This window comes from Embleya sp. NPDC059213, assembly GCF_042754445.1.
GTDB lineage: Bacteria > Actinomycetota > Actinomycetes > Streptomycetales > Streptomycetaceae > Embleya.
This window is the reverse complement of the sequence record NZ_JBHZAV010000149.1, coordinates 6,444-22,338: the sequence shown is the minus strand read 5'-3', so window position 1 is coordinate 22,338 and position 15,895 is coordinate 6,444. Positions and strand designations below refer to the sequence as shown.

Annotated in this window: 11 protein-coding genes; 5 read left to right on the top strand and 6 right to left on the bottom strand. The window is 72.5% G+C overall.

Features of this window, described 5'->3' with window-relative positions; all coding sequences use genetic code 11:
* Positions 1-89: 89 nt before the first annotated feature.
* On the bottom strand, positions 90-1,220 hold the full coding sequence (locus tag ACFXMF_RS36260) for a uroporphyrinogen-III synthase (protein WP_360324021.1): 1,131 nt from the start codon (positions 1,218-1,220) through the stop codon (positions 90-92).
* A 190-nt stretch (positions 1,221-1,410) separates the two neighbouring features.
* Between ACFXMF_RS36260 and ACFXMF_RS36255 the strand changes: the two genes are divergently transcribed.
* From ACFXMF_RS36255 to ACFXMF_RS36235, 5 genes are all read left to right on the top strand, one after another.
* Positions 1,411-3,690 (top strand): molybdopterin oxidoreductase family protein, encoded by a 2,280-nt coding sequence (locus ACFXMF_RS36255; RefSeq protein WP_379992057.1) that lies wholly within the window; start codon positions 1,411-1,413, stop codon positions 3,688-3,690.
* Entirely contained in the window at positions 3,687-4,931 is a 1,245-nt protein-coding gene (locus ACFXMF_RS36250; protein WP_379992058.1) for an NAD(P)/FAD-dependent oxidoreductase, read from the top strand. Before ACFXMF_RS36255 ends, ACFXMF_RS36250 begins: the two co-directional genes overlap by 4 nt.
* A gap of 134 nt (positions 4,932-5,065) precedes the next feature.
* On the top strand, positions 5,066-7,609 hold the full coding sequence (gene nirB / locus ACFXMF_RS36245; RefSeq protein WP_360324015.1) for a nitrite reductase large subunit NirB: 2,544 nt from the start codon (positions 5,066-5,068) through the stop codon (positions 7,607-7,609).
* Entirely contained in the window at positions 7,606-7,974 is a 369-nt protein-coding gene (gene nirD / locus ACFXMF_RS36240; RefSeq protein ID WP_379992059.1) for a nitrite reductase small subunit NirD, read from the top strand. Before nirB ends, nirD begins: the two co-directional genes overlap by 4 nt.
* Positions 7,975-8,132: 158 nt before the next feature.
* Complete coding sequence (locus ACFXMF_RS36235; protein ID WP_360324011.1) at positions 8,133-9,476, top strand: nitrate/nitrite transporter; 1,344 nt, start codon at positions 8,133-8,135, stop codon at positions 9,474-9,476.
* A gap of 29 nt (positions 9,477-9,505) precedes the next feature.
* Here ACFXMF_RS36235 and ACFXMF_RS36230 read toward each other — a convergent pair whose 3' ends face one another.
* From ACFXMF_RS36230 to ACFXMF_RS36210, 5 genes are all read right to left on the bottom strand, one after another.
* On the bottom strand, positions 9,506-10,588 hold the full coding sequence (locus ACFXMF_RS36230) for a translation initiation factor IF-2 (RefSeq protein WP_379992453.1): 1,083 nt from the start codon (positions 10,586-10,588) through the stop codon (positions 9,506-9,508).
* Positions 10,585-11,883 (bottom strand): ATP-binding protein, encoded by a 1,299-nt coding sequence (locus ACFXMF_RS36225; protein WP_379992454.1) that lies wholly within the window; start codon positions 11,881-11,883, stop codon positions 10,585-10,587. The genes ACFXMF_RS36230 and ACFXMF_RS36225 overlap by 4 nt, the downstream gene beginning before the upstream one ends.
* A gap of 953 nt (positions 11,884-12,836) precedes the next feature.
* Positions 12,837-13,691, bottom strand: a complete 855-nt coding sequence (locus ACFXMF_RS36220; RefSeq protein WP_379992455.1) for an SAM-dependent methyltransferase — start codon at positions 13,689-13,691, stop codon at positions 12,837-12,839.
* A 327-nt stretch (positions 13,692-14,018) separates the two neighbouring features.
* Positions 14,019-14,267, bottom strand: a complete 249-nt coding sequence (locus ACFXMF_RS36215; protein WP_360311590.1) for a hypothetical protein — start codon at positions 14,265-14,267, stop codon at positions 14,019-14,021.
* Between the two features lie 292 nt (positions 14,268-14,559).
* A complete protein-coding gene (locus ACFXMF_RS36210; protein WP_379992457.1) occupies positions 14,560-15,504 on the bottom strand; it encodes an endonuclease/exonuclease/phosphatase family protein in 945 nt (314 codons plus the stop codon).
* Positions 15,505-15,895 lie beyond the last annotated feature (391 nt).

The following is a 15,895-nucleotide window of genomic DNA, read 5'->3' as shown; positions in this document are numbered from 1 at the left end:
AATGACCCTGGGGCTCAGCCCCGCGGTTTACGGCACCCCATCGCCCGGGGCAGCGGGTCGGGAACCCACCGGACGGCCGTCGGCCCCGATCAGCCGGCGACGGCCAGCCGGTAGCCACGCTTGGTGACGGTCTTGATCAGGCCCTTGTGCGGTCCGAGCGAGGTGCGCAATCGGGCCACGGCCGCCTCGACCGCGTGTTCGTCGGCGGAGGTGTCCCGCCAGACCCGGCGCAGGAGTTCGGCGCGGCTGAGCACCCAGCCCGGCCGTTCGGCCAGTGCGCGCAGGACCGCCGCCGACACCGGCGACAACGAGATCACGCCACCCTCGACCAGGACCGCGCTGCCCTGGAGGATCAGACGATCCGTACCGGTGTCCAGCTCCCGTCGAACCCGGCCGGGCAGCGTCTCGGTGACCGTGCGTACCAGTGAACCCAGTCGCCCGCGCTCCGGCCAGACCGCCTGCACGCCCTCGTCGGTGAGCGGTTTGGCGCAGATCCCGCCTATGCACACGGGCAGCACGCTCGTCCGCAACGCGGTCAACACCTCCTCGTGTCGCCCCAGTTCGTCGGCCGCCTGGAGGAACGCGCCGATCGCGGGCGCACTGGTGAAGGTGAGCGCGTGCAGCTCGTTCCTGATCACCTGCTCGACCAGGCGGCGTACCGCGATCGGATCCTCCGGCGGCCCCCACCGATACACCGGCAGCTCGATCACCTCGGCGCCGCGCTCGCGCAGGATCGAGGCGAACTCCCCTAGTGGCGCGCCGTGTTCCTGGAGGGCTATCCGACGGCCGCGCAGATCCCGGGCGAGCAACCAGTGCAGGAGTTCGTCGTTGGCCTCCGAACCCGGCGAGTAGGTCTCGCGCAGCCCGGACGCCCGCACCGCCCCGGTGGCCTTGGGGCCACGACTGATCACCGTCGCGGCCTCGCAGGCCCGGCGCAGTTCGGCCGATCGTCCCCAACCCTCGGCCGCGTTCATCCAACCGCGCCAGCCCACGCCGGTCGTCGCGACCACGTAGTCGAGCGGTTCGACCAGACAGCGCTCGGTGGCGAGCCGCAGTACGTGGTCCTCGCGCAGCGGAATGATGCTGAGCGTCGCGGTGCCCACGACCTTCGCGCCACGACGTTCGAGCAGCGCGACCAGTTCGTCGCGGCGCCGGGCGGCCGTGACACCGACGGTGAGCCCGACCAGGGGTTCGGCGGCGGCGTTTGTCCGAGTAACCATGCAAGGAGAGTGGCGGGCCGGCGTTACGGGGGTGTTGCGGCATGATCACCCCGGGGTTAGGTCTCGACTTCTCGTGCGGCTCTTCGGTGTCGCGGTTCTCACGATCGACACCCGGGCCGGTGAGGCAGCCGTACCGTCGGCGCAACATCACAGACCAGGCGGCGTAACCGTAGGTCGCGACGCTACCGACATGACGACGCACGCCGGGACCACGACGACGGACACCCATTGCCCGTACTGCTCACTCCAGTGCGGGATGGGCCTGCGGACCGCCGCGCCCGAGTCGGGTGGATCGGGCGAATGGCCTGCTTCGGCTGCCCCGGACGTGTTCGTCGAGGTGGTCGAGCGGCCCGGGTTTCCGGTCAATCGCGGTGCGCTGTGCGGCAAGGGGCAGAGTGCGGCCGAGGTGTTGCGGCGCGGGGTACGGCTGACCGCGCCGCTGGTGCGCGACGGCGACGGGGTGCTGCGCGAGGCCGAATGGGACGACGCGTTGGACCGGGTCGCGGCCGGATTGGCGGCGGTCGGCCGGGCGCACGGGCGCGATGCCGTCGGGGTGTTCGGCGGGGGCGGCCTGACCAACGAGAAGGCGTACCTGTTGGGGAAGTTCGCCCGGGTGGTGCTGCGGACGGCGAACATCGACTACAACGGCCGGTTCTGCATGTCCTCGGCGGCGGCCGCGGGCAAGGCGGCCTTCGGGATCGATCGGGGGCTGCCGTTTCCGCTGGAGGACATCACGCGGACCGGCTGCGTGATCCTGGTCGGGGCCAATCCGGCGGACACCATGCCGCCGGCGCTGCGCTACTTCACCGACATGCGCGCGGCGGGCGGGCGACTGGTGGTCGTGGACCCGCGGCGGACCCGGACGGCGGCCGAGGCCGACCTGCACCTTCAGCCGGTGCCGGGCACGGATCTGGCGCTCGCGCTGGGTCTGCTGCACCTGCTGATCGCCGAGGGACACGTGGACGAGGAGTTCGTGGCGGCGCGCACGGTCGGCTTCGACGCGGCGCGGGCGGCGGCGATGGCGCACTGGCCGGAGCGGGTCGAGCGGATCACCGGCGTACCGGTGGAGGCGATGCGGGACGCGGTCGCGATGTTCGCGTCGGCGCCGGCGGCCATGGTGCTGACGGCCCGCGGCCCGGAGCAGCAGAGCAAGGGCGTGGACACGGTCGGGGCCTGGATCGATCTGTGCCTGGCCGCCGGGAAGGCCGGTCGACCCCTGTCCGGGTACGGCTGCCTGACCGGCCAGGGCAACGGGCAGGGCGGACGCGAACACGGCCAGAAGGCCGACCAGTTGCCGGGCTACCGGATGATCACCGACCCGGCCGCGCGGGCACATGTGGCGGGGGTCTGGGGAGTGGACCCGGATTCGCTGCCGGGGCCCGGGCGTTCCGCGTACGAACTGTTGGACTCCTGCGGTGAGGAGATCCGCGCGCTGTTCGTGATGGGCTCGAACCCGGTGGTGTCCGCGCCGAACGCGGCGCACGTGACGGCCCGCCTCGCGGCGCTCGACTTCCTGGTGGTGACGGATGTGGTGTTGTCCGAGACGGCGGCACTGGCCGACGTCGTGTTGCCCGGCGCCCAGTGGGCCGAGGAGAGCGGGACCACGACGAACCTGGAGGGCCGGGTGATCCTGCGTCGGGCGGCGCTGCCGGTACCGGACGGCGTGCGCACGGACCTGGTCACGTTGAACGAGCTCGCCCGGCGACTGGGTGTCGAGCGTGGCTTCGCGACGGACGCCGAGGAGGTGTTCGACGAACTGCGTCGAGCGTCGGCGGGCGGCGCGGCGGACTACGCGGGCATCACGTACGACCGCATCCGGGCCGAGGACGGGGTGTTCTGGCCGTGCCCGGAGGTGGGCCACCCGGGCACGCCCCGGCTGTTCCTGGACCGCTTCGGCACGCCGGACGGGCGCGCGCGCTTCGCGGCGCCGACGCACCGGGCCTCGGCCGAGGAGCCGGATACCGAGTATCCGCTGTATCTGACCACGGGTCGGGTGCTGAGCCAGTACCAGAGCGGGGCGCAGACGCGCCGGGTGCCGGCCCTGAACCGGGCGGCGCCCGGGCCGTTCGTGGAACTGCATCCGGACCTGGCGGAGCGGATGGGGGTGGGCGAGGGCGACCCGGTCTCGGTCACCAGTCGTCGAGGACGCGCGGTCGCGCCGGCCAGGCTGTCCCGGGAGATCCGGCCGGACACGGTGTTCATGCCGTTCCACTGGGCGGGGGAGGGACGGGCGAACACGGTGACGAACGCGGCCCTGGACCCGGTGTCGGGGATGCCGGAGTTCAAGGTGTGCGCGGTCCGCCTGGATCCGGTCGGGAAGGTCGGGAAGGTCGGGGAAGCCGGGTCGACCGGGTCGGCGACGGGGGGACGCGGGGGCGCGGCCCTGAGCGGCAGCGCCGGCGCGTCGAGCGATGGTCTCGGTGGGGCGGTGCTCGCGCGGGCGAGCGGCGCCCCCGGTGGTGGGAGGTGAGCGTGGTGCGGGTCGGAGTGGTGGGCGCGGGGATGGCCGCGGCGCGGTTCGCGCAGCAGGTGGCGGCCCGGGACCCCGGGATCTCGGTGACGATGTTCGGGGACGAGGCACATCCGCCCTACAACAGGGCACTGCTCGCGGACGTGCTCAGCACGCGCTTCGGGGCCGAGGCGATCGGGTTGCCGGTCGGGCCGACGGCGGTGGTGCGGGTCGGGGCGCGGGTCGCCGCGCTCGACGCGCGGCGGCGCGCGCTTCGGTTGGCGGACGGCGAGGTGCACACGTTCGACGCGATCGTGCTGGCGACCGGCGCCGGGCCGGTGTTGCCGCCGATGCGGAACCTGCGGGTCGCGAGCACGGCGAGCGGGTCGGCCGGGCGCGGTGGTGAGCCGAGTCTGGATCTGCTCGCGGGGGTGCACGCGTTCCGCTCGTTGGCCGACTGTGCCGCGCTGGCCGCCGCGGCACCCGGGGCCGAGCGGGCCGTGGTGATCGGTGGCGGCGTGCTCGGGGTGAGCGCCGCACGCGCTCTGGCGGCCCTCGGGGTCGCGGTCGAAATCGTGCACCAGGGACCACATCTGATGGAGCGTCACCTCGATGCGCCGGCCGCCGCCGCGTTGCTCGCCGGCCTTGCCGAACTCGGTGTCGCGGTCTACCTCGACAACCGGGCTCGGGCCCTGACCGGCACGGACCGGGTGGCCGGCGTGGAACTGGCCAACGGACACGTGCTCGACGCGGACCTGATCGTGCTCGCCTGCGGGGTGCGTCCCCGGGTCGCGCTCGCCCGGGACGCGGGGCTGCGGGTCGACACCGGCATCGTGGTGGACGACCGGCTGGGCACCTCGGCGGACGGCATCCACGCCATCGGGGACTGCGCCGAGTTCGCCGGGGACGTACACGGGCTCGCGGCGGCGGCGTGGGATCAGGCGGACGTATTGGCCGCGCACCTCACCGGCGGCGGGCAGCGCTACGCCGGGTCGCGGCCGATGATGCGGCTGACGGCCGGGCCGTTGGCGGTCGCCGCGTTCGGCGCGACGGGCGCGCGGGCGGGCGACGACGTCGTGCGCGTCGCCGATCCGACCCGCAACGCCTACAAGAAGCTCGTCATGCGCGGCGACCGCCTCGTCGCCGGGATCCTGATCGGCGATCTGTCCACCGCCGGTGCCCTGACCCGGGCCTTCGAGCGCGACGATCCCCTGCCGGCCGATCCGCTGCACCTGTTGGCGGTGCCGGGGGCGTACCGATGACCGCGTCGCGCCGACGGCTCGGCGCCGGTCGGGGTCGGGAGCGTGGTTGACGGCGGGATCGGGAGGTGCGTGCGGGCGGGTGCGGGTGTCGGTGTCGGGTTCGGGGTTTTCTGGTGTCGGTGGAGGAGTCGGGCGTGAGTGATGTCGGGAAGACGAATGTGGTTGTGGTCGGCCACGGCATGGTGGGGCAGCGGTTCGTCGAGGCGCTCGTCGAGCAGGCGGGTGGGCGGGTCGCCGTCACCGTGTTGGCCGAGGAGCCTCGGCGGGCCTATGACCGGGTGCATCTGACGTCCTGGTTCTCGGGCGCGACGGCGGAGGAACTGTCTTTGTGCAGCGCCGAGTTCGCACGGCAACATCAGATCGACATTCGGCTCGGGGATCCGGTCGAGGCGATCGATCGGGTCGGCCGTACGGTGACCACCCGGGCCGGCCGCAGTGTGCCGTACGACGTGCTCGTGCTGGCGACCGGGTCGTATCCGTTCGTGCCGCCGGTGCCGGGGCACGACGCGGACGGGTGCTTCGTGTATCGCACGATCGAGGACGTCGAGGCGATCGAGGCCGCCGCGCGCGGTGCCCGGGTCGGCGCGGTGGTCGGCGGCGGGCTGCTCGGACTGGAGGCCGCCGGGGCGCTGACCGCGATGGGGCTGGACACCCACGTGGTCGAGTTCGCACCGAGGCTGATGGCGATCCAGGTCGACGACGGCGGCGGGGAGGTGTTGCGGCGCAAGGTCGAGGAATTGGGGGTGACCGTGCACACCGGCGCGGGCACGCAGGCCGTCACCACCGGCGCCGACGGGCGGGTGTCCGGCATGACGTTGTCGGACGGCAGCGAACTGGCCGCCGATCTGGTGGTGTTCTCGGCCGGAGTGCGGCCACGGGATCAACTCGCCCGCGCCGCGGGCCTCGCGGTGGGCGAGCGCGGCGGCATCGTGGTGGACGAGCGCTGCCGGACCGCGGACGCGCACATCCTGGCCATCGGCGAGTGTGCGCTGGCCGCCGACGGGCGGGTGTACGGGTTGGTCGCACCGGGATACGCGATGGCCGAGGTGGCCGCGGCCGAGATCGCCGGTGCCGGGACGGACGGATTCACCGGCGCGGATCTGTCGACCAAGCTCAAGCTGCTCGGCGTCGAGGTGGCGAGCTTCGGCGACGCGCACGGCACGGCCGAGGGATGTGTGGAGGTGCTCTACTCCAACACCCGGGCCGGCGTGTACAAGAAGCTGGTCATCGGCGCGGACGGGCGGCTGCTCGGTGGGGTGCTGGTCGGCGACGCGGAGGCGTACGGCACATTGCGGCCGTTGACCGGCGGGGCCCTGCCGGTGCCGGCCGAGCAACTCGTGTTGCCCGCGTCGATGGGCGCGCCGGTGCGGTTCGAACTGCCGGACGAGGCCGTGGTCTGCTCGTGTCACGCGGTGACCAAGGCGGTGATCCGAAACGCGGTCACCGCCCAGGGGTGCCACGATCTTCCCGCCGTCAAGAAATGCACCAAGGCCGGTACCGGGTGCGGGAGTTGCGTCAAGCTGATCGGCACGATCGTGACCGAGGAGCTGGCCGCCGCCGGGATCGAGAGCATGCGCGGGTTGTGCGAGCACTTCGCCGAGCTCACCCGCGCCGAGTTGTACGAGATCGTTCGGGTCAAGGGCATCACCTCCTTCACCCGGTTGCTCGACGAGCACGGCAGCGCCGGCACGACGGGCGGTGACGGGTGCGACATCTGCAAACCCACCGTCGGTTCGATCCTGGCGAGTCTGGCCCAGGGGCACATCCTCGACGGCGAACAGGCCGCGCTCCAGGACACCAACGACCACTTCCTGGCCAACATCCAGCGCAACGGCTCGTATTCGGTCGTCCCGCGCATCCCCGGCGGTGAGATCACCCCCGAGGGCCTGATCACCATCGGTGAGATCGCCCGCGACTTCGGCCTGTACACGAAGATCACCGGCGGCCAGCGGATCGACCTGTTCGGTGCGACGGTCGACCAACTCCCGCAGGTCTGGAGCCGGTTGGTCGCCGCCGGCTTCGAGTCGGGGCACGCGTACGGCAAGGCGCTGCGGACCGTGAAGTCGTGTGTCGGCGAGACCTGGTGCCGCTACGGCGTACAGGACTCGGTGGGCCTGGCGATCGAGCTCGAACTGCGGTACCGGGGCCTGCGTTCGCCGCACAAGCTCAAGTCCGCGGTGAGCGGGTGCGCCCGCGAGTGCGCCGAGGCGCAGAGCAAGGACTTCGGGGTGATCGCCACCGCCGAAGGTTGGAACCTGTACGTCGGCGGCAACGGCGGGATGACCCCGCGCCACGCCGACCTGCTGGCGAGCGACCTGGACCACGACACGCTGATCCGCACGATCGACCGCTTCCTGATGTTCTACATCCGCACCGCCGACCGGCTGGAGCGCACCGCGCCCTGGGTGGCCCGGATGGAGGGTGGCCTCGACCACCTGCGCGCGGTGATCATCGACGATTCGCTCGGGATCTGCGCCGACCTGGACGATTTGATGACCCGGCACGTCGGCACCTATCGGGACGAGTGGGCCCAGACGCTGGCCGACCCCGATCGGGTCCGCCGGTTCGTGTCCTTCGTCAACGCGCCGGGCACCCCCGACCCCACCGTCCGGTTCACCGCCGAGCGGGACCAGATCAAGCCCGTGTTGTTCGAGAAGTTGGAGGTACGCGGACGATGACCACGAGTATCGAGTCGACGACCACGCTCACCGTCGAGATCGCCGGCGAAACCGGTTGGCAGCCGGTGTGTTCGTACGCCGACCTGGTGCCCGGCAGGGGTGTCGCGGTGCTGATCGAGGGACATCAGGTCGCGGTGTTTCGGGACCGGACCGGGCGGCTCTACGCGTTGGCCAACCGCGATCCGTTCAGCGGCGCGTACGTCATCTCGCGCGGCATCGTCGGGCGGCGGGGCGCGGTGCCCACGGTCGCGTCGCCGATGTACAAGCAGGTGTTCGACCTTCGTACGGGTGCCTGCCTGGACGAGGACGAGGGCCCCGACGGGGAGCCGGCCGCGTTGCGCACGTGGGCGATTCGGGCGCGCTGAGCGGCGCCCGGGTACGCCCGGAATTCTCACACCGGCGCGACGCCGATCCTGAGCGAGTTGTAGCGCCGGCGACCGACAGCACGTAGTGCGCCGAAATCTGTGCTTCCTAGCGTGAGGGACCGTCAGCCGGAATTTCCTCCTCGGACAGGCAGGTCCCAGTGACGACGAGCACGTCAACCACCAGTACTTCCAAGCCCGTTGCGGCAACCGAGCCCGGCCCGCTCGACGATTGGCGGCCCGAGGACGAGGTGTTCTGGGCCCAGGCCGGGGCCCGGATCGCCCGGCGCAACCTGATCTTCTCGGTCCTGTCCGAGCACATCGGCTTCTCCGTCTGGAGCCTGTGGTCGGTCATCGTGCTCTTCCTCGGCCCGGAGTACGGGTTCGACCCCGCGCAGAAGTTCACCCTGACCGCGGTGCCGACCCTGGTCGGCGGCGCGATGCGGATCCCGTACACGTTCGCGGTCGCCCGCTTCGGCGGCCGCAACTGGACCGTGGTCAGCGCGCTGTTGTTGCTGCTGCCCACCGCGGCGATCGCGATCGTGTTGGAACCGGGCGTCTCCTACCGCACGTTGCTGGTGGTCGCGGCGCTGGCCGGGGTCGGCGGCGGCAACTTCGCCTCCTCGATGGCGAACATCAACGCGTTCTACCCGCAGCGGCTCAAGGGGTGGGCGCTCGGGATCAACGCCGGCGGCGGCAACCTCGGGGTGCCGGCGGTGCAGTTGGTCGGCCTCGCGGTGCTCGCGACGGCGGGGGCCGGGCACCCTCGGCTGCTGCTCGTGGTCTACATCCCGCTGATCGTGCTCGCCGCGTTGGCGTCCGCGCGCTACATGGACAACCTGCCCGCGTTGCGCAACGACAAGGGCGCGATGCGCGAGGTCGCCCGGGAGCCGCACACCTGGGTGATGGCGCTGCTGTACATCGGCACGTTCGGGTCGTTCATCGGCTTCGGGTTCGCTTTCGGGCAGGTGCTCCAGGTGCAGTTCCACGACGAGTTCGCCACCCCGGTCAAGGCGGCCTACCTGACCTTCCTGGGACCGCTGTTGGGCTCGCTGGTGCGCCCGGTCGGCGGTTGGTTCGCGGATCGATGGGGCGGTGCGCGGGTCACGTTCTGGAACTTCGTCGCGATGGCCGGCGCCGCGTTCGTGGTCTACCTGGCCTCGCGGCAGGAGTCGCTCGGGCTGTTCCTGACCGGCTTCGTGCTGCTGTTCGTGTTCAGCGGACTGGGCAACGGCTCGGCGTACAAGATGATCCCGGCGATCTTCGCGGCCAAGCTCGGCCCGGGCCCGGCCGCGCGGCGCAAGTCCGGTGCGCTGATGGGCGTCGCGGGTGCGGTCGGCGCGCTGGGCGGGGTCCTGGTCAACATCGCCTTCCGCGAGTCGTTCCTGAACTCCGGCCGGGGCGACGCGGCCTACCTGACCTTCCTCGCCTTCTACGGGCTGTGCCTGCTGGTGACCTGGGCGGTGTACCTGCGCCCCTCGGCACGGCGGCTGACGGGGGTGTGAGGCCGACTGCCCCCGCCGACCGGCGACGCTCAGCGGGTGGCGGCGCGTTCCAGGCGGATGGTGAGCAGGATCGGGACCAGGGTTGCCCAGAAGAGGACTTGGGGCACGAGTCGGCCGGTCCACGGGATCGTCACGATCAGTACCGCGATCAGGGTGCACCACGCGGTCTGGCCCAGGACCAGACGCGCCCAGCCGACCCGCCGGATCAGCGACCACATGCTCAGCCTGACCCCGGTGCGCAACCGCCGGTAGCGGCGCCACGCACCCAGGCCCCACGCGATGCCCATCAGGGTCAGCGCCCAGAGCCGGATGCCGAGCGGAGCGGGCAGCGCGGTGGGGTCGTCCCCGGTCGGGAAGACCCGGCCGGCCAGCGCCGCGATCACCAGGCACGACAAGGCGATCCAGCGAGTGCCGCGCAACATCCGGAAGACGGCCGCGTCCACGCCCGCGCGCAGCCGTTCGGAGGTGGGATCGGCGGCGAGCGCGGTCGCGGCGGCATCGGCGGCGGCCGGCAGTTTGGCCCCGGCGCCGAGCAGGGACGGTTGCGCGGCGGCATACGCGGCCTGGTCGGCGAGTTCGTTCAGGGCCCAGGCGTTGTGCGGGTCGATCCGCAGAACCTCGCGAACCGCCTGCGCGCGTACGTCGTTTCGACCGACCAGCAGGGACGCCTTCCACAGCGCCCGATGCGCCCCGACCGCCTCCGGCCCCAGCCGCACCGCGGTACCGGCCGCCTCGAACGCCTCGGGCCAGCGCGGCTGCCACGAGTTCAGCGCCTCGGACAGCGCCGCGTACGCCTGCCACAGGTCGGGCGCGATGGCGATCGCGGCCCGCGCCGCGGCCTCCGCCTCCTCGCCGCGGCACAACTTGCGCAGACCGTACACGCGCACCAGGAGCGCCTCGTAGTCGTCCGGCGCGACCGCCAACGCGGCGTCGCTCGCGGCCACGACCTCCTCGTCGTGCCCGAGATTGAGGTGTACGTAGGCGAGTCGGACCCAGGCCCGGGCGTCGGCGGGGTCCTCGGCGACACGCCGGGCGAGGAGTTCGCCCGCCTCCTCGTGCCGATCCAACTGCATCAGCGCGTGCGCCCGCGCGGACAACGGATGTTCGCTCACAACTTTCCGGTCTTCCTCAGGTAGGTGAGCAGGTCGTCGTATGTGCCGCCCTCGTTGGCGAACATCGCGACGTTGCGCGCGGTCGCGAACCACGCCTCGGTGGACGGGCGGATCGCCTTCGCCGCCGCCAGCAGATCACGAGTGTCGATCATCCGGACCGAACCGGTGCGCACGGAGTCCAACAGCGCGGCCTCGGCGGCGCTTTCGCACACGTGCGCCAGATCCGCGCCGGAGAACCCGTCGGTGATCCGGACCAGTTTGCCCAGGTCGATCGAGGCGATGGGCCGCTCGCGCAGGTGGTAGCGCAGGATCGTCTCGCGGGCCGGACGGTCCGGCGGCAACACGAGCAGGGTGCGGTCCAGTCGGCCCGGGCGGCGCAGCGCCAGATCCACGTCCCAGGGCACGTTGGTCGCGGCGAGCACGAACACGCCCTCGTTGTCGTCGCCGACCCCGTCCAACTCGGTGAGCAGTTGATTGACGGTGGTACGCATCCCGCCGTGCGCGGTACGGCTGCGCTTGGCGCCGAGTGCGTCCAACTCGTCGAGGAAGACCACGCACGGCGCCCGGCGGCGGGCGGTGGCGAACACCTCGTGCATGTTGCGCTCGGAGTTGCCCAGCCACATGTCCAGCACGTCGTTGACGGACACCGAGACGAAGTCGGCGCCGAGTTCGCCGGCCACGGCGCGGGCGATGAAGGTCTTCCCGCAGCCGGGCGGCCCGTACAGCAGCAGCCCCCCGCGCAGGCTCTTCCCGTACAGCCTGCGCAACTCGGGATTGCGCATCGGGGCCAGGAACGCGGCCTCCAGCCGATCCTTGACCTCCTGCATCCCGCCGACGTCGGCAAGGCGCAGCGACCCCGGCGTCTGCACGTCCCACGCGCCCGCCGCGCCCGGATCGCCGCCGTCGGCCGCCACGGGCGCTTCGGGCCCGTCGCGGCCCTCGTCCGATCGTGCGACGAACCGGGGTGGCAGCACCCCCTCCACCTCGTGCTCGGCCGCGGCCCAGTCGAACCCGCCCGCCCGGGGGCCCGGTTCGGCGACCGGCGGCGACGCGGGGGCGGCCATCGCCCGAGCCATCAGTGCCCGCGCCTGCGGATCGCCCGGCGCCCGCCCGAGGACGGCGGCCACCTCCGCGACGGCGGCGTCCGGGTTGCCGGCCTCGATCAACAACTGCGCGAGGTGCAGGCGCAGCGGCAGTTCGTGCGGCGCCGCCTCGACGGCCGTGCGCAGACTGCGGATCAGCGGAGAGTCCGCCGCCGCCGATGGTTCCGGGGAGTGGGGACGCTCTTCGGGCATGGGCGCAAGATTACGATCACCCGGCGCCCTCCCCGCCGGCGGGTACCGGCGGGGAGCCCGGGGGGACCGGCCCGGGGCCATGCCGCCTTCCGCGCGGTGATGCGGGCATGGCACTCGGCGATCTCGTCGCTCGTCGCGAGCCACCCCCGGGTGGTCGGCGACGTACGCCGGCGCCCGGTCCGGGTACTTGTGCCGGAACGCCCGACCGCTGACGAACGGGTGCTGCGTCGCCTCGCGGTACACCGGGACGGCCGCACGTTGGAGGCGACCGAGCCGGTCGGCACCGGGCGGGGGCGCGGCCGGACGAGGTCCCCCGTCCGCTGACGCGTGCCCGGTGCGCGATCGGCCCGGGTGCGGCCGGGCCGGCGACGCGGGTTCACCCGCGCGGCCCCATGGTCGGGGCCGGGTTCTTCGGCTGTCGGGTGGGCGTGGCGGCGCGCCGGGCCGGTTCCCGGGCATGCGCGAAGTGTTGCCGGCGGTTTTCCTGGTGAAGGCGACGGATCATTTCGGATGGAGCGAACATGCGCAGGACGACAACGGCCGCGAACACGCCGAGTGCCGGCGGGCCGGCCCCGGGCCGCAGACGGCCGGTGCGGCACGGTGCCGAGCCGGACCACGGACTCGACGACATCGGCGAAGGCCGACGGCGGCGTGAGATGTTCTGCCCACGATGCATGGGCGTGACCGAACGCTGCACCCACGCGATCGGCGAACTCTCGGGCGTGGCACCGGACTTGCCGTTCGCGGGTCGACGCTCCGCCCGGCGTGGCGGGCCGCCGCGGGGATGACCGGACCGGGCGATCACGGCCCGATGAGGATTCGCGTCGACGCCGTCGGCCTTCCCGGGCCGAGTTGTCCGCCCGGGAAGGCCGAGCCCGAATACCGCAACGTGCACGTCGCCGTGCGGCGGCGCGGCCGACCCGGCTCACCCGGACGGCGGATAACGCGGAGGATCAGCGTTTGACCGCGACGAAACCCCACTGATCGACCGGTTCGGTGGTGAGCGGCTCGTCGGGGCGCCACAGGCTGATCGAACCGAAGCCCGGTTCGAGCAGTTCCAGGCCGTCGGCGAAGGAGCGCAGCACCTCGGCGGGACGCGAGACGTACGGGAGGGCGCCGCCCTCGGCGTACTCGTCCGACGCGGCGCGGGTCAGCGGCGTTTCGATGGTGTCGCACAGGACCAGGTGGCTGCCTGCGGGGAACGCGTCCAGGTAACCGCGCAACAGGGCGGCGGCCCGGGCGTCGTCGGTGACGTGGCCCAGGGTGGAGAGCAGCATCAGCGCGACCGGTTGATCCAGGTCGAGCGTCCGGGCGGCCTCGCGCAACACGGTCTCGGTGTCGGTGAGGTCGGCCGGCACGTACGCGGTGGCCCCCTCGGGTCGACCGCCCAACAGCGCGCGGGCGTGGGCGAGCACGATCGGGTCGTTGTCCACGTAGACGATGCGTGCCTGCGGAGCGACCTGCTGGGCCACCTCGTGGGTGGCGTCCGCGGTGGGCAACCCCGTGCCCAGGTCCAGGAATTGCCGGATTCCGGCGGTCCCCGCCAGATGGCGCACGGCGCGCGCCTGGAAGCGCCGGGAGGCGCGGGCGATGTCGACGATCTGCGGGAACGATTCCTGTATCTGCCCACCCAGGGCCCGGTCGATCGGGTAGTTGTCCTTGCCGCCGAGCCAGAAGTTCCACATCCGCGCCGAGTGCGGCGTGGTCGTGTCGATCACGAACTCCGGTTCGCCGGACCCCTTCGACCCGCCCGGGCCGGTCGATTCGCTCGGCTCGATCGGCGCAGGCGTGGGCCGGTTCGCGTCCATGTCACTCTCATCCCGTCGCGTCACACGATTCTCACAGAAACATGTGCTGTGCATCCTCGCACCACCCGCCACACGCGACACGATCGGGCACCGCGAGCCGGCTCGGACGGCCGGGAGCGGCGCGAACTCGCCGCGGTGGAGCATGAGCGCGGCAGCGGCGGGGATCTCCGGTTCCCCGTCGGCACGTCGGCGGAACGCGAGATCGAGCGCGATCGGCCCGGAGGGTGGTCGCGAGCCGGGCGCGTCGACGGGACGGCGGTGTCCGCAAGGCTGATTGCCACAACCGTCGGGGAGTGGCCACACAGCCGTCCCGGCGACGGTTCCGCGCTACGGCTCGGACGGGTCGGGCGGGTCGGGTGGCGCCGCGTCGTCGGGGTGCGGGTAGTGACAGGTCGCGGAACAGCGGCAGCGGGGTTCTTCGGGGAAGGCGAGCATCGACGGGGGAGTCCCGTGGTGGACCCGGGAGCCCCGGATCAGCCGAGTGCCGTGCGGGTCGACCCGGTACACGGTCACGGTCAGTCGGGAATCCCGGGTCGCCGGCGGGGCATCGACATCGGGACGGATGGTGTCGGACATGAATCCTCCTTCTCCGACCGGAAAGGCCGTTCCAGAGGTATCACGGGCGCGGGCGGCGAGTCGGCCGGCCGACCGCCGATCACTCGAACGGCGGTGTCGCCCGGGCGCCGCCCACCTCGCGTTTCGCCGGACCCGCAGGGGGTGAACCGCTGCGCGGGGGCTCGGCGATGGAGGCCGCTCAGGGCCGGCACCTGCGGGTTCGCGGTCGGCGGCGGCGTCCCGGCCGACCCGGATCGGTCGCGCTGTGCCAATCGGGTCGAGTTCGGCGACGTCGGGCGCGGCCGTGCCGATTTCAGTAGGTGAGGTGGGCGACCACGGGTGCGTGGTCGGAGCCGGGCTTGTCCCGGCGTTCGCCGGGGTGGTCGGTGACGGAGGGCAGCGGTCGGCCGGTTCCGGTGCCGACGCTGTCGACGCGCGCCAGGAGCGCGTGGCTGACCAGGAGGTGGTCGATGAGCTCGCCCTGGCCCTCGAAGACGCGGGAGAAGCGCTGGTCTTCGGGGATCAGCGGGGCCAGGTTCCACAGTCGGGATGCGTCGCCTTGGTCCGGGTGGTCGAAGCCGCCGGTGCCGATCTGCGATCCGGGCGGGCCGAGGAGGATCTGGGTGGTGGCGGCCTGCGGTTGGTCGTTGAGGTCACCCATCAGGACGACGTCGTGCGTGCGGCCGTCGTCGGCGAGCAGTCGATCGGCGAGGGCGCGCATCGTGACGGCCTCGGCGCCGCGACGCCACAACGCGTAGGCGGCGTAACGGGCGCGCTCTCCCTCGTTGCGCGGCGCGTGCCGTTCGCCGGGATAGGTGAGCAGCTTGGACTTCAGGTGGCAGACGGCGGCGGTGAGGGTGTGGCCGGGTACCGGTTCGAGGGTGACGGCGAGGCCGCCGCGCCCCATGACGCTGATCGGCACGCCGGTGTCCTGGCTCTGGAGGGGTTCGAACTGGGCCGGGAACGCGGTGACGTCGGCGATGGTGGTGAGCGGCTTGCGCGCGAGGAAGCCGACCCGGATGCCGCGCACGTCCGGGTGGGCGGACAGCGCGGTGTGCCACTGGCCGTCGAGCAACGCCACCAGGTCGGCGAGGGCGTCGGGATTGCCGACCTCCTGGACGCCGAGCAGATCGGGCTCCAGTTCGGTGATCGTCGCGGCCAACGCGGCCAACTTCACCCGGTAGGCGGGATCGTCCTTGGGTCCGCCCGGCTCGCCGGGGCGAAAGAGGTTCTCCAGATTCCACGTGCCGATGGTCACCCTCACGAGCTGCTCCTGACGATGTCTGGGAGTGGACCCGTCCAGTGTTTCGGCCCATACCGCATGTGCGTAAGCGCGCGGCGGCATTCGGCCTAAGCCTCGGGGACGTCCGCACCCGTCGGCGCGGTCGGGGACGGGTGGGCGGTGGCCTCGGATGCGGGCCGGGGCAACAGGCCCACCGCCCGGCCGCGTTGCGGGCATCCGCCCGGTCCGGACATCCCCGCCGCGACCCACTGCGTGCGCGCTCCGGAGCGCAGCCGGTGGATCGCGCGCCGCCGGACGCACGCGGGGTGGGGTGTGTCGTGGCCGCCCGCAAGGTGTGGGGGGGCACGACACCCAGGGGGGCGGCCCCGGCGGGGGCCAGGGCCGGCCGCCCCGGCCCGGGCGCGTA